The organism is Ottowia pentelensis, assembly GCF_964341695.1.
The window spans coordinates 3,145,084-3,159,775 of record NZ_OZ224513.1 but is presented as its reverse complement, the minus strand read 5'-3'; the positions used below and the strand labels follow the sequence as shown (position 1 = coordinate 3,159,775).

8 protein-coding genes are annotated in these 14,692 nt (G+C 71.0%); 6 read left to right on the top strand and 2 right to left on the bottom strand.

The window, feature by feature from the left end:
- The first annotated feature begins 435 nt into the window (after positions 1-435).
- The 6 genes from ACWHMB_RS15195 to ACWHMB_RS15170 are packed head-to-tail and all read left to right on the top strand — an operon-like array spanning position 436 to position 12,545.
- Positions 436-6,597 carry a hypothetical protein gene (locus tag ACWHMB_RS15195; RefSeq protein WP_377484003.1) on the top strand — a complete coding sequence of 2,054 codons (6,162 nt, stop codon included), beginning with the start codon at positions 436-438 and terminating at the stop codon, positions 6,595-6,597.
- A gap of 13 nt (positions 6,598-6,610) precedes the next feature.
- Complete coding sequence (locus tag ACWHMB_RS15190) at positions 6,611-7,234, top strand: hypothetical protein (protein WP_293221378.1); 624 nt, start codon at positions 6,611-6,613, stop codon at positions 7,232-7,234.
- 11 nt (positions 7,235-7,245) lie between these two features.
- Positions 7,246-9,165: a hypothetical protein gene (locus ACWHMB_RS15185; RefSeq protein ID WP_293221380.1), complete on the top strand. Its 1,920-nt coding sequence runs from the start codon at positions 7,246-7,248 to the stop codon at positions 9,163-9,165.
- On the top strand, positions 9,162-9,728 hold the full coding sequence (locus tag ACWHMB_RS15180) for an SCO family protein (RefSeq protein ID WP_293221382.1): 567 nt from the start codon (positions 9,162-9,164) through the stop codon (positions 9,726-9,728). Before ACWHMB_RS15185 ends, ACWHMB_RS15180 begins: the two co-directional genes overlap by 4 nt.
- Positions 9,725-11,077 carry an ABC transporter substrate-binding protein gene (locus ACWHMB_RS15175; protein ID WP_293221384.1) on the top strand — a complete coding sequence of 451 codons (1,353 nt, stop codon included), beginning with the start codon at positions 9,725-9,727 and terminating at the stop codon, positions 11,075-11,077. The genes ACWHMB_RS15180 and ACWHMB_RS15175 overlap by 4 nt, the downstream gene beginning before the upstream one ends.
- Position 11,078: 1 nt before the next feature.
- A complete protein-coding gene (locus ACWHMB_RS15170) occupies positions 11,079-12,545 on the top strand; it encodes a hypothetical protein (RefSeq protein ID WP_377484000.1) in 1,467 nt (488 codons plus the stop codon).
- Positions 12,546-12,563: 18 nt separating this feature from the next.
- Here ACWHMB_RS15170 and ACWHMB_RS15165 read toward each other — a convergent pair whose 3' ends face one another.
- Complete coding sequence (locus tag ACWHMB_RS15165) at positions 12,564-13,556, bottom strand: Bug family tripartite tricarboxylate transporter substrate binding protein (protein WP_447648579.1); 993 nt, start codon at positions 13,554-13,556, stop codon at positions 12,564-12,566.
- 130 nt (positions 13,557-13,686) lie between these two features.
- On the bottom strand, positions 13,687-14,631 hold the full coding sequence (gene rpoH, locus ACWHMB_RS15160) for an RNA polymerase sigma factor RpoH (protein WP_377483996.1): 945 nt from the start codon (positions 14,629-14,631) through the stop codon (positions 13,687-13,689).
- Positions 14,632-14,692 lie beyond the last annotated feature (61 nt).

Genomic DNA, 14,692 nt, shown 5'->3' with positions numbered 1-14,692 from the left:
GCAACCCGGTTTACGCAACTGGCCGCCGCGCAGGCGGCCGCAGCCCGTCTCTGGCTGGTCGGCATAGGGCGTTCGTCAAGTTGACCGGACTGCGCGGCGATGCGACACTGGTTGCTCGATTGGCAGCGCAGGGAGCCGAGTCGGGCAGCGAACCCGACACACGCCCGCTGCGGTGGGTCGCGCCACGCGACCGACACCGCGGGTCAGAGACGACGGAGGCCAGCCATGCCGCAGCCAGCATTCACCGTCCTGCCTTGCGACGCGCGATCGGAGGCATCGCGTGAGTCGCGCCATCCAATCGGGTCGGCTCGGTCGGCCCGCGGTGCGCCTCGGATTCTGGCCACCACGCTCGGTATCGGCTCGGCCCTGCTGCTGGGCTCCTGCATCAATCCGCCGCCATCGCAATCGCAGGCCGCCGAGGGCACTTGCCAGCGGGTGATTCACGCCGACGTGGTCGCTATCGAGCAGGCCTACGTGCTCAACCGCCACGCCGCCTTCGTCCCCGCCGGCATGCTGTATGCGCTGCGCCACGACGTGGTGCCGCTGGATGCAGCGCGGCCGCTCGGCCCCGGCAATGCCATGCTGCGGCCCGACAAGCGCCCCCGCCCGCTGGTGCTGCGCGTCAACGAGGGCGACTGCCTGCAGGTGGCGTTCGAGAACCTGCTCGATCCGCAGTGGCAGGAGGAGGGTGGCCTGCCGCCGGGCATGGGTGGCCGCTTGCCCGCGCACATCGAGGCCGGCATGGGCGAACCCACATCGCGCGAGCTGGTGCGCGCCAGCAGGGTCAGCGTGGACAAGCCGCGCACGCGCGCCGCGTCGCTGCACATCACGGGGCTGGAGCTGGCGCCGCTCGCGGCCCTGCAATGCCCGCTGAACGCCGCCTGCGGCGGCGACGGCAGCAACGTCGGGCTGCCGCAGCAGCAGGGCGTGGTGTTCAATCCCTTCACCCGCCAGTCGGTGCGTGATGATTTTCTGGGCTCGCTGGCCAAGCCGGGGCAGAAGGTCGTCACCCGCTGGCGCGCCGTGAAGGAGGGCACCTACTTCGCCTATTCCACCGCCGCGCCCGTGGGCGGCGAGGGCGACGGCGGCCAGATCGGGCTGGGCCTGTTCGCCGCCGTCAACGTCGAGCCCGCCGGCTCGCGCTGGTACCGCTCCCAGGTCACGGGGGACGATCTGCAGCAGGTCACGCGCGCCGTGCCGGCCGGGCGCCATGCGTACCGCGACATCGACTACGAGGCGCGGCGCGACATCGGCGGCGGCGCCACGCGCCCGGTGCTGAACATGCTGGATGGCAACCACATCATGCACAGCGACCTGAACGCCATCATCGTCGTGCCCGAAGGCACGGGGCATGGCACGGACGCCCCGGCCTGCAAGGACCCGGGTCAGCACATGTTCGGCGACAGCTGCGGCACGTCGTTCCGCGAATTCACCGTCGTTTTGCACGACGAAATCCACGCGCAGCAGGCCTTTGCCGAGTTGGAGGACCCGAACAACCCGCTGCACTACCTGAAGGACGGCATGGGCATCAACTACGGTGCCTCCAGCATGGGCTCGGCCGTGATGTCCACGCCGCTGCAGCGCAAGGTGGGCGTGGCCAAGGATTGCCCCGAGTGCCGCGCCGAGGAGTTCTTCCTCAGCTCCTGGGCCAATGGCGATCCGGCGCTGGTGCTGCAGTGGGACGCGGCCGGCAAGCAGCCGGTCGGCGCGCGCTACAAGGACGACCCCTCCAACGTGCACCACAGCTACCTGGGCGATGCCGTGCGCTTTCGCAACCTGCACGCCGGGCCGAAGGAAACGCATGTCTTCCACCTGCACGCGCACCAGTGGGTGCTGGACCCGAGCGATCCGGACTCGACCTACCTGGACTCGCAGACCATCTCGCCCGGTGCCACCTTCAGCTACGGCATCGAGTTCGGCGGCTCGGGCAACCGCAACTTCACGCCGGGCGACTCGATCTTCCACTGCCACCTGTACCCGCACTTCGCGCAGGGCATGTGGGAGCTGTGGCGCGTGCACGACGTGTTCGAGGACGGCAACGACAAGGGCCTGTTCAAGCCCGAGCAGCCCGCCGGCCCGGCCAACGATCCGCGTTGGCGTCGCCTGCCCGATGCCGAGGTCGCGAGCGGCACCGAGGCGCCGGCCATCGTGCCGATTCCCGGCGCTGCGCTGGCGCCGCTGCCGACGGCCGCGTTTGCCGGCTACCCGTTCTACATTCCGGGCCAGGCCGGCCACCGGCCGCCGCAGCCGCCGCTGGACATGGACGTCGCCGCCGCGGGCTACGACGCAGCCTCGGGCGTCGAGCCGAACGCGGCCGACGTGGTGAACGGCGGCCTGCCGCGCCATGTTGTCGTGGGCGGCACGCTCAAGGCGGCGCGCGACGATCCGGCCGCGCGCGCGCACGCCCTGGCCACCGGCGGCGAGGCCGCGCGCCTGATCGCCCAGCGCGTGGCCCAGCAGGATCCGATCGCGCTCAACGCCTTCGCCGCCGTCTGGGATCAGATCGAGATCAAGCCGCTGCCGCACTCCGGCACGGCAAGCGAGAAGGCGGCCATGCGCTTTCATGCCGGGGTCCTGACCGCCGGCGGCCTGGTGCCGAACAGCGGCGCGCCGCCGCATCCGAACTGGTCGCCGCAGGGTGGCGGTTACCAGACGGACTACGCCGCCACGGTGGGCAGCCAACAGCCGCGCGGCGATGCGCACACCGTGTTTCACGTCAACGGTCGCCCGCCCGCTGCCGGCGCGCCCTACGCCAACCCGTGTCCCGTCAACGCGCCGCGCCGACACTACCGCGCCGCCTACATCCAGACCGAGCTGACCTACAACAAGCACGGCTGGTTCGATCCGCAGGGCCGCATCGCCGTGCTGGAGAACGACGTCAAGGACATCATCGATCCGTCCACGCGCACGCGCCTGCCCGAGCCGCTGTTCTTCCGCGCCAACTCGGGCGACTGCATCGACTTCAAGGCGACCAACTTCGTTCCCTCGGCACTCAACGCGGACGACTTCCAGGTCTTCACGCCGACCGACACCATCGGCCAGCACATCCACCTGGTGAAGTTCGACGTCACCTCCAGCGACGGTTCGGGCAACGGCTGGAACTACGAAGACGGCACCTTCTCGCCCGACGAGGTGCGCGAGCGCATTTTTGCCAACAACCGGCGCGTGGCCGCCACGGGCCAGGGGCAACGCCTGGCACCCAAGACGCACCCGCTGTTCCTGCCGGGTGGCGACATCTTCACGGCCGGTTCGGGTGGCGCCGGCGCGCCGGGCTACAAACACCTGCTGGATCAGGGCAGTTGTCCGGCCCGCAAGGCCGGCGAGTCCGACGTGCAATACGAGCACCGCCTGCATGAAAAGCATCCCTTCTGCGGCGCCCAGCGCACCACGCAGCTGTGGTGGGCCGACCCGATCATCAACCAGAAGGGCAGGGACAACACCTTGCGCACCGTGTTCAGCCACGACCACTTCGGCCCCAGCTCGCACCAGCAGCACGGCCTGTACGCAGGCCTGGTGATCGAGCCGGCCAACTCGGTGTGGACGCGCGTCGATGCCAAGGTGCAGGCCAGTGACATGGAGCAGGCCGGTGTTGCCATGGTCGGAGCGGGCAACCTGGGCTGCGACGCGGCTCCCAACTCGGCACTGTGTGCCAAGCTGATTGGCGGTGCCAACCTGGCCAGCCCGGTGCCCGAGAGCCGCCTGCGCGCCAGCGACCGCGTGCTGGGCGTGGTCGAGCCGCGTGACCCGCTGGTACTGCGCACCGATGGCGGCCCGACCAGCGCCATGGCCAACATCATCGCTCCCCAGTGCATCGGCGACAGCGATTCCAATCCGCTGCAGCCAGGCTCGGGCGCGCGTGGCGCCGGCCTCGCCAGCTGCGACGAGCCGCATCAAAACAACCAGACGCGCCGCGAATTCGCGCTGGCGATTGCCGACTTCGGCATTGCCTACAACACGGCGCTGGAGCCCATCAACCCCGAGCCGCGCGGCGAGGACAGCCAGATGCGCGACCGCACCGAGATCCGCTTCGGCCGGCGCCACGTCGCCTTGCTGCCGGCACGCCCGCTGGGCATCTCCAGCGAGGATCCGGGCAGCCAGTACGTCAACTACCGCCACGAGCCGCTGGCCTTGCGCATCGCCGACATCACGGTGGTGAACCCGGCCAATGCCGCCAGCGATCCGTTGGCGGCGCTGGGTGGCTTCAGCTACCGCCAGAGCCGGCGCCGCGCTTTCAGTTCGCAGCCCTGCAGCCCGGGCGATGGCGACCAGGATTGCCTGGGCGATATGGCCAACGCCTTCAGCACCGAGGTGCATGCCGCGCGCGCCGAGCAACTGGCCAAGGAGACGCTGCCGGCGCACGCCAGCACCACCACCCGAGAGCTGCTTCAACAGATCGGCAAGGTCGGCGAACTCGACGCCGTACTCGCCAAGGTCGAGCGCTGGCGCCGCGATTTCAACTGTCAGCTCTATCGCAAGGACTTGATGACGGGCGCGGGTTGCAGGCCCGACATCGTCAACCTGGAGCCCTGGCGCGAGTTCGGCGACCCGGCCACGCCCATCCTGCCGGCCTTCGAGGGCGACCCGGTGCAGATCCGGCTGATTCAGGGCGCGCAGGAGGCGCAACACGTGTTCACCATGAATGGCGTGAAGTGGCATCGCCTGCCCAGCTCCAAGGGCTCGGGCTACACCAACGCGCAGCCGATCGGCATCTCGGAGCATTTCGAGTTCGACCTGCTGGTCAACCCCGCGGGCCTGCCGGTGGCGGACTACCTGTACTTCGGCTCCTCGGTCGACCAGTTGTGGGACGGCCTGTGGGGCGTGTTGCGCAGCTATCGGCCACCGTCGGTCACGGCGCGCGTGCCCTCCGTGGTCTACACCAGCGATGGCGCTTCGGCGAGCCAGCCCGCAACCGCGCGCGGCCGTGCCGTGGCGGTGCAATCGGCCGGGTTGACAGAGTTGGCAGGCACGCAACCATCGGCCATCCCGGGGGGTGACCTGCGCGAGCAGATGTGCAAGCTGCCCGGCGGCACCGATGCACCCCGGCGCTTCTTCGAGGTGACGGTGGCGCAGGTCTGCCAACTGGCGGGTGATTGCGGCAGCCCGCAGTCGGCTGGCATCACCTACAACCAGCGCCAGCGCATCCGCGATCCGCAGGCCATCGTCTATGCGCTGCACCGCAGTCAGCGCTGCGAAGCCGATGAAAATTCGTCCGCGGCGTGCAGCGGACTGGAAAGTGAGGCCAGCAAGCGCAGTGCCGCACAGGCCATTGCCGAACTGCGCCCACGCTATGCCGCGGGCCAGCCGATCGAACCGATGGTGATGCGCGCGGCGGCGGGCGAATGCCTGCAGGTATTCGTGCGCAACCTGTTGCCGCCCACGCTGGCCGATGGCCCGGGCGCCGTGCCCGGCCAGTTGCTGTCCGAACGCTCGGCCACGCATGACGCGCTGCCGATGATCACCGATGGCTTCAACCTCAACCAGTTCCGCATGTCCAGCTCGGTGGGCTTCTCGGTGCCGCGACTGTCGCAGAACCCCTTGCAGGGCGATGGCAGCAACGCCGGCATCAACGGTGCGCTGGCGCTGGCAGCAGGTCTTTCGCGCGGCGCGGACGAGCGCGCGCGGCAGCAGGCCACGTCGGGCATGCAGGGCAGCCTGATCGCGCCTTGCCTGCCGAACGCCAGCGGGCCAGCCTTGCTGCGCTGCCAGCGCTCCTTCCTGCTCAGCACGCTGGAGCCGGGGCCCGAGCGTCAGCCGATCGAGTTCGGCGCGTTGCCGGTGCGCAGCTTCGGCGATGCCGTCAAGCACCCCATGCACGGCCTGATCGGCGCCGTGGTGATTGGGCCGCAAGGCTCCGATGTCTGCGCCGACAACCGCTTTGGCGCGACGGCCCTCGGCGCCGAGATCTGCGTGCCGGCCACCGCCGACCAACCCGCGCGCCGGTATGTCGATCATGTGCTGATGTTCCAGGATGCCGTGCATGCCCTGCATGGCGACATGCCGGTGCGCAACCTGTCGGGCGCCGAGGAGCCCGACGACTACGGCATGAAGGCCTGGAACTACCGCACCGAGCCGCTGTGGGCGCGCCGCGGCGGTGACGCGAGCATCGGCTTCACCGAGCGCAACGAAAGCGACTACGGCCAGGTGTTCAGCTCGGCCACCACGAAGGACGCCGACGGCAGCGTGCGCTGCGCCGCCGGCATCGCGCCCATCCTGGCCTTCGCCAACCCCTGCGACCCCGAGACGCCCATCCTGACGGCGCGCCCCGGCGAGCGCGTGCGCCTGCACTTCGTCCATGCCGGCGGCCACACGCGGCAGCAGGGTGTCGCGCTGAGCGGCCACCCGTTCAATCCTTATCCGTGGTCGGCGGATTCGCGCCGCTTCGACGCGCATGCCGGCTCAACCCTGCGCGAAGGCGTGTTCAACGGCTTTGGTCCGATGATGGGTGTGAGCGTGGAAGTGGCCGCCGGCGGCGCCTTCCGCGTGCCGCACGACTACCTGGTGAGCAGCCAGGCCAGCTTCCTGCGCGACGGTGGCATCTGGGGCCTGCTGCGCGTCCAGCCGTCGCGCGGCGCGTCGGCGAGCACCGATCAACAATGAGGGAGCCTCCATCATGTCCATCGTGCAACTGCCCTCGCCGGCGCACTTCACCGCCGGCATCGAAAAGCGCTGGGACGAGGTCGATCCGATCACGCAGACCTTCGTGGCGCCCAACGCCTTCGTGTCCGGCGTGCCCTGGCGCTACGGGCTCGACGACACGGTCCAGATCACCGTCAACGAGACCGGCCCGCGCGTGCGGCGGCGCGACTGCTCGGACACCGATTTCGACTGCAACTTCTGGCTGGGCGATGCCGTCCTCGTGGCCGCCGACCCCAGCCCTGACACGGACCCGCTGCAAGCGCCGATCCGGCTGAAATTTTCCACTGGCGTGCGCGCGGTCGGTGGCTGGGTGGGGGTGTGTCCGCGCGATCCCTTCGACGCACCGTTCTTCGACCAGCCGCTGTTCGCCGTCATGTGGGTCGCGCTCGCATCCGATCCGCAGGACTGGCAGTTGGTGATCAACGCCGATGGCCGGACCGGCCACGTCTGCGCGCCCGCCAAGCCGCTCGTGGCACCCTTCGTCGGCGCGCGCGCCACTGGCGGCGACCGCATCGTGGAGGTGCGCTTCGACGCCGCGCTGATTGGCAACCGGCGCTACGACAAGCTCGCGCTGTCCGAGCTCACCGTCGAGCGCTGAAGGACTGCGCCATGCGCCGCCTTGCCTCGTCCCTGCGCTGGCTGGTGCGCTTGGCCGTTGTGCCGACGCTGTGCGGGATGCTTCTGGACGGTGCGCTGGCGCGCTCCGATGACGCCAGTGGCATCATTCGCGACGCCGGCATGCAACTGCGCTGGAACTATGAAAAAAATAGCAATGGTGCAAATGATGGCCTGGGCCAGCTGACATTCGACATCAGCGACGAGGCTTCGGGCAATCCCTTGCGCTACGCGCCTGGCCAGTTGGCGGTGTGGCTGCAGCGCCAGCGCCCCACGCTGGCCGAAGGCGAGCTGGCGTGCAGGGACCGCGTGAAGTCGCTGGTGTCCACCGGCGTCGGCCGCCGCGCCGATGTCGACCTCAACACCTATCGCATCCTGAGCCTCAACGCCGACCGCACGCTGGCTTTCATCAACCCCTTCGTGGGCCTGAACAACGCCAAGCTCGAATCCATCGTGCCGCTGCCCGACACACCGCGCGCCTGGGTGCATGCGCCCTCGCGTGGAGAGCTGTGGGTGCTGACGGGCGACGCGCCGGCGCGCCTGGTGGCGGTGGACACGCACCGCCGCCAGATCGTGCGCGCCCTCGACCTGCCGGGCGATGGCGCAGGCGCCACGCTGGCGCTGGACGAACGCGGCGCACGCGTGTGGGTTGCGCAGCCGGCTGTGGGCCGCGTGGCGGTGCTCGACCTGGCCGGGCGCGATGCCGCCTGGCGCAGCGCAGCGGCGGCCCGGGTGCGCCGCATGGAAGCGGTGGAAACGCCCGACGGCCCGGTCATCCTGAGTACGCACGCCGATGGCCGCCTGCAGCGCTGGGGCGCCAACGCCGCCGGCGTACCGCAGGTGCTGCACGGCTGGAGCCTGCCGCAACCGGCGCAGCAGCTGGCGTTCAGCACGCTGGCGCGGCGGCTGGTGGCGCACGACGGTCAGGCGCTGCTGTCGATCGACCCCGCGGGCAGCGCGGTGCGGCGCCTGGCCCTGGGCCACCCCGTGGCCGACATCGCCATCGTGGACGAGGGCCGCTACGCCATCGCCGTGGGCGGCGACCGCATGAGCATGGTGGACCTGGCGACCGGCACGGTGCACGCACGCTCGGCCACCGTGCCCGGTGCCAGCCGGCTGGCGTTGACGCAGCGCTTCGTCTACGCCGTGGGCAACGACGAGGCCAATGCCGACCTGTGGGCGCTGGCCGATCTGCGCGCCGGCCGCGTGCAGCCGGTGCGCATCCTGCTGGGCAGCGCCGGCGTGCCGCAGGGCGACGACCACAGGCTGCGCCGCGCCATCGCCGCGGCCGACGGCGCCGGCCTGCTGGTGGCGAATGCGGCCGACCGGCTCATCTACCAGTACGCCGAGGGCATGATGGCCCCGGTCGGCAGCTACTCCAACTACAAGCGCACGCCGCTGGCCATTGCCTTGCTGGATCTTGCGCCGCGCGAGGTGTCACCCGGCCGCTACCAGGTGCCGGTCCGCTACGACACGGGCGGCATGCATCACCTGATCGTCAGCGGCGCCGGGCCGCGCTTCGTCGGCTGCGACCGCGTGGCGCTGCCCATGACGAGCGGGCAGGCCGAGCGCGAATCGGTGCCCGAGCTGAAGGTCCGGCTGGTGGAAGACAAGCCGCTGACCGGCGCGCGCCGGCGCATCGTGGTGGCGCTGAGCGAGCAGACGCCGCAGGGCAGCGGCCAGCCGCTGGCGCAGGTGAGCGATCTGACGCTGCTGATGTTCGACAAGCGCAGCGGCTGGCAGCACCGCGTGCACCTGGGCGAAATCGGCGCGGCGGGCGATGCCACAGGGCGCTACGCGGTCGAGGTCAGTGTGCCGCCGGGCGTGGCCTACGACCTGTTCGTGGGCAGCGTCTCGCGCGACCTGCCCTTTGTGCGCGGACGCGTGCAGGGCGCGCCGGAGACGCGGCCATGAGGCGGCGCCACGCCATCGCTGCACTGGGCCTGGCCTGCGCCGACGGCTGGGCGCCCATGGCCACGGCGCAGGACGCCAGCGGCCGCGTGGCGGTGCCCGACGCGCGCCTGCTCGATCAGGGCGGCGGCGCGCACCGCCTGCGCACGCTGTGCGACCAGTCGGTGGTGATCGGCTTTTTCTACACCGGCTGCTCCACCGTCTGCCCGCCGCAGACGGCGATGTTGCGTGCGCTGCGCGAGCGACTCGATGCCGCGCCCTCCAGCCTGCCCAAGGCACGTCTGCTGTCGATCACGGTCGACCCGCTGGGCGATTCGCCCGAGGCCATGCGCGCCTATGCCCAGCGCTTCGAGCTGCGCCTGGGCCTGGACGCCGGCTGGCTGATGCTGACCGGCGACGCGGCCGAGCTGCGGCGTGTGTGGACGGCGTTTGGCGTGCCGGTGGGCGACCCTGAGGCACATTCCTCGCTGCTGTGGCTGGGTTCGGCGCGCGGCCGCTGGACGCGCGCGTCGTCCCTCACGCCCACCGACAAGCTGGTCGACCTGTTGCGCGGGGTGGCCACATGAACCGCTTGATGCTCACGCTGCTGGCCTTGCTGTCGGTGCCCGGGCTGGCTGCCGCTGACGATGCAGCTCTTGCCCTGCGCGGCCGCGCGCTCTACCAGGGCCATGTGGCCTTCGCGCGCGGCAGCGAGGTCACGGCCCTGCGCCTGCCGGTGGACATGGCCGCCTGCGCACGCTGCCATGGCGCCACGGGCGCTGGCGGGCGCGAAGGCGGTCAGCCCGTGCCGGCGCTGCACGCCGCGGCGCTGCGCCAGACACGCGATGGCCGGCCGGGCTTTGGCGATGACGCCGCCGTGCTGCGCGCCGTTGTTCAAGGCCAGGGGCGCGGTGGTGCGGCCCTGGCGCCGGCCATGCCGCGCTATATGCTGCAGCCGGGCGAGGCCGAGGCGCTGCTGGCCTATTTGCGCCGCGTCGGCACCGATCAAGACCTGCCGCCCGGGGTGCGCGACGGCGTGATCCGCCTGGGCAGTGTGGTGCCGCTGGGTGGCCCGGCCGCGGGCACCGGTGCCGCCATCGTCGCCGGCCTGCGCGCCGGCTTTGCCGAGGCCAACGCGCGCGGCGGCGTGCACGGCCGCCGCATCGAATTGCAGGTGCAGGACGCCCGTGCCGGCGTGCGCCAGGCACTGGCCGCCTGGCAGGCCGAGCCGGTGTTTGCGCTGGTGGGCGGCCTGTGGAACGAGGCCCAGGAGGGCGCCGATGCGCTGCTGGCGCAGGCCCACCTGTCGCATGTGGCCACGCTGGTGGTGCGCGAGCAGCCACCGCGCGTCGCCGACTGGTCGGCCGACCTGCTGGCGCCCGTGGCGCTGCAGCGCGCCGCGCTGGCGCAGGCGCTGGCCTCGTGCCGCTCTGGCACGCGCCTGGCGGTGACGCATGGCGACGGCGCCCCGGTATTCGCTGCACCCGCCGCAGACGCGCCGCGCTGGCTCGCGCCGCAGGCCGACTTGCAAGCGGCATCGCGCCATGGACCACCCGGTTGCATCGGCTATACCCTGGCCAGCGCGCCGGCGGTGCAGGCGGCGCTGCCCGCAGGCTGGACGCAGACCCTGGTGCTGCCCATGCCTGCTGCCGTGCTGGAGCCCGCCGCCGATGGGGGCGGCGCGGCCACGCCCTGGTACCGACTTGGGCTGGCCGCGGCGCGCCTGACGACCGAGCTGCTCAGCCGCGCCGGCCGTGTGCTGCACGAGCGTGCCTTGCTCGACGCACTGGATCGCATGCCCGAGCTGGAGCTGTCGCCCGGCCTGCTCGTGCACTACGGCCGCCAACGGCGCCACGGCTGGTCGCCGCTGCTGGTGCCGTTGGGTGTATCCATCGATGCCGCAGGCGCGGTGTCGGCTTCTCGCCAAGGAGGATGACATGACCACCCCCAAGCCCGCCATCCAGATCGCCTGCTGTGCCGCGCTGGTCCTTGCGGCCGCCAGTGCGGTGGCGCAAACGCCCAACCCGTCGTTCACCCTCATCGGCCACATCGAGCGCTTCACACTCACCACGCCGGGCGACCCGTTGAGCGCCGCGACGATGACGGTGCGCGGCATCCCGGTGACGCTGCCGCGCAGCCTGCTGCTCACCATGCCGGGCCAGTACCTGACGGCGCAGGACCTGTTCCGCGGCCCACAGGGCGGTGCGGTGCAGGGCGCCAGCGGCCTGGCGCTGGCCGACACGCCGGCGCCGCACGTGGCCTTCGAGGCCGAACTGCAGGGCAACATCGTCGGCGACCAATACATTGCCGGCGTGGCGCGCATCAACCAGGGCGCGCTGCACATCGGCAATGGCGTGATCCAGGCGATCGACGGTGCACGCGGCGAGCTGCGCGTGGGCGCGCCGGGCGCCGCTGCGGGCGCGCGCGTGCGCCTGAACGACCCCGACGGCATCTACGGCCAGGCCAATGGCGCCGGCGCCAAGGCGGCGCTGCCGCTGGACCAGCGCTTCCAGCTCGACCCGGACAATTCGCCCGTGCACGCGCGCACCGGCTTTCCGGTCTGCATCCCACGCGGGGCGGGCGACGCCCAATGCCCCGCCGGCAATCGCCCGGCCGCGCCGGCGGACAAGCGTTTCACCTGCGGCGCGGCGGCGGCCGAGCCCTTGGCGCCGGCCCTGGCGGGTTGCGATGCTCGGCTGCCCGCGCCCTTGCGCGTGGGCGACCACATCGCCTACGTCGGCATGTTGCAGGCGGACGGTGCGGGCGGCTTCGTCGTCGCCGCGCACGGGCTGGAGGCCGAGCTGGGCATCTACACCTCGCCCGGCGCCGAGCCGGTCTACGTGTACATCGAGGAGGCGCTGATGGGTACGGTCGGCGAGATCTTCCCCACGCTGCAACAGGAAGAAACCTCGCGCGTGCGCATCGTCGGCTTCAGCACCGACCCCTCGCGCCCGGTCGAGGTGCGGCTGATCGATTCGGGCCGCAACGACACGGGCACCTCGCTCACCGGCCCGGCCGGGCTGCAGCCCTCCAACGGGGCGCAGCTCGGGCGCTTTCGCAACACCTGGCCGGCCAAGGACAACGCCCGCGCCGTGCGCCGCGACATCCTGGCGCGCGTGATCGGCAGCCCGAACGCCAAGTTGGCCAACGGACTGACCTCGGGCCTGTATGTGGCGCCGATCGGCGAATACATCGGCCCCGAGGCCACGCGCTTCGGCGACTTGGGCCGGCAGCCGCCCATGCCGTTCGAGAATTTCTGCTTCCTGGCCAAGGGCGGGGGCACGTTCGACAGCGCGGCCGGCACGCAGAACATGATTCGGCTGGAGCCATTTCCCGAGTCGGGGCATGCCGACGCGCAGCCCGTGGGCGCCGGCCCCGCGCGCGCCTGCGACGCCCCCAGTTGAATCCGCAGGCCCGCCGGTTCACTGCACGCGGATGTTCTGCGCGCGAATGATGGCGCCCAGCGTTTGCGTGTCGGCCTTGATGCGGCTGGCCAGCCCCTCGGGCGCCGAGCCCACGGCCTGCCAGCCCTGCTGAAACAGCTGCGCGCGCATCTCGGGCGTGCGCACGATGGCGCCCAGCACTTCGGCCAGCTTGGCGACGTGGGCCGGCGGCATGCTGGCGGGGGCCACCACGGCGTTCCAGATCTCGAGGTTGAAGTTCTTCACCCCGGCGTCGGCCAGGCTGGGTAGTTCGGGCACCAGCGGGCTGCGTCCGGCGCTGGTCACGCCGATGCCGCGCAGCTTGCCGGCGGCGATCTGGGTCTGCGCCAGCGCCGGCGGCAGCATGGACAACTGCAGCTCGCCGCGCACCAGGCCGCTGAACACCTGTGAATAGCCAGGATAGGGCACGTGCACCGGGGCGATGCCGGTGCGCGCCTTCAGCAGCTCCATGCCCAGGTGGCCCACCGTGCCGACGCCGGGCGAGCCGTAGCTCCATGTGTTGCCGGCGGCGCGCGCCGCGTCCAGGAAGGCGCGCGCGTCGGCGCCCGGGGCGTTCACGGGCGCCACCAGCACCAGCGGCGCCACGCCGATCAGGCTGATGGGGGCGAAGTCGGTCGCCGGGTCGTAGCGCAGCGCGGGATTGAGCAGCTTGGCAATGGTCAGGTTGCCGTTGATCATCAGGCCAATGGTGTCGCCACCGCGCGCCTTGGCCACCGCGTTGGCGCCGATGTTGCCGCCGGCGCCCACCTTGTTCTCGACGATCACCGGCTGGCCCAGCGCCTTGGCCAGCGGCTCGGCCAGGGCGCGCGCCGTCAGGTCGGGCGAGGAGCCGGCCGGAAAGCCGACGATCAGGTGCAGCGGCCGGTCGGGCCAGGCGGTAGCCTGGGCGTGTGCGGCGGGCAGCATGGCCTGGCCGGCCAGCAGGGCGACGCCGGCCAGGGCGGTGCGGCGGCGGAGGTAGGAAGAGGTCATGGGGTCGATCAGGCAGAAACTATGAAATTTATAGCTGTTCGCGCTTGTTGCATGCCGGCCATAGGCCTATTTGATGCAAAAAACCCTGCCGCCATGATAGCGACAGGGCCGTGTGCGGGGGCGCGCCGGTTCAGGCGTACTCGGCCAGCGCGGTCTTCATTTTCTTCATCGCCGCCACCTCGATCTGGCGGATGCGCTCGGCGCTGACGCCGTACTCGGCCGCCAGCTCGTGCAGCGTCATGCCGCCCGAGCCGTCGTCGTTGACGTTCAGCCAGCGCTCGGTGACGATGCGGCGGCTGCGTTCGTCCAGGCTCTTGAGCGCACCGGCGATGCCGTCGGTGGCCAGGCGGTCGCGCTCGGCCGATTCGAGCATCGCCGTCGGCTCGTGCCGGTCGTCCGACAGCCAGGCGATGGGGCCGAAGGCGTGCTCGCCGTCGCCGTCGGCGGGCGTCGGGTCCAGCAGCACGTCGCCGCCGGACAGGCGCGTTTCCATCTCGCGCACTTCCTCGGGCTTGACGCTCAGCGCGTGCGCCACCACGTCGACCTGCGCGGCCGTGAGCGCGTCGCGGTGCGTGATGTCGTCGGTCGCATCCTCGACCTTGAAGCCCTGCTTCATCGAGCGCAGGTTGAAGAACAGCTTGCGCTGCGCCTTGGTGGTGGCCACCTTGACCAGGCGCCAGTTTTTCAGGATGTATTCGTGGATCTCGGCCTTGATCCAGTGCAGCGCGTAGCTGACCAGGCGCACACCCTGATTGGGGTCGAAGCGCTTGACGGCCTTCATCAGGCCCACGTTGCCCTCCTGGATCAGGTCGCCGTGCGGCAGGCCGTAGCCCAGGTACTGGCGCGACACCGACACCACCAGCCGCAGGTGCGACAACACCAGCCGGCCGGCGGCTTCCAGGTTGTCGTCCTCGCGCAGCTGGCGCGCGTAGCGCTGCTCCTCCTCAGGCGTGAGCAGGGGCAGGCGGTTGACGGCGGTAATGTAGGCGTCCAGATTGCCCAGAGGGGGCACCAACGCCCACGGGTTGGCCAGGGCGACAGCGGTTGCCGGTGCGCTCTTGTCCACAGATGTCATCCTTGAATATCCTTTCACCACGATCGGGTATTTTAGCACTCACTTGGACTGAGTGCCAAGG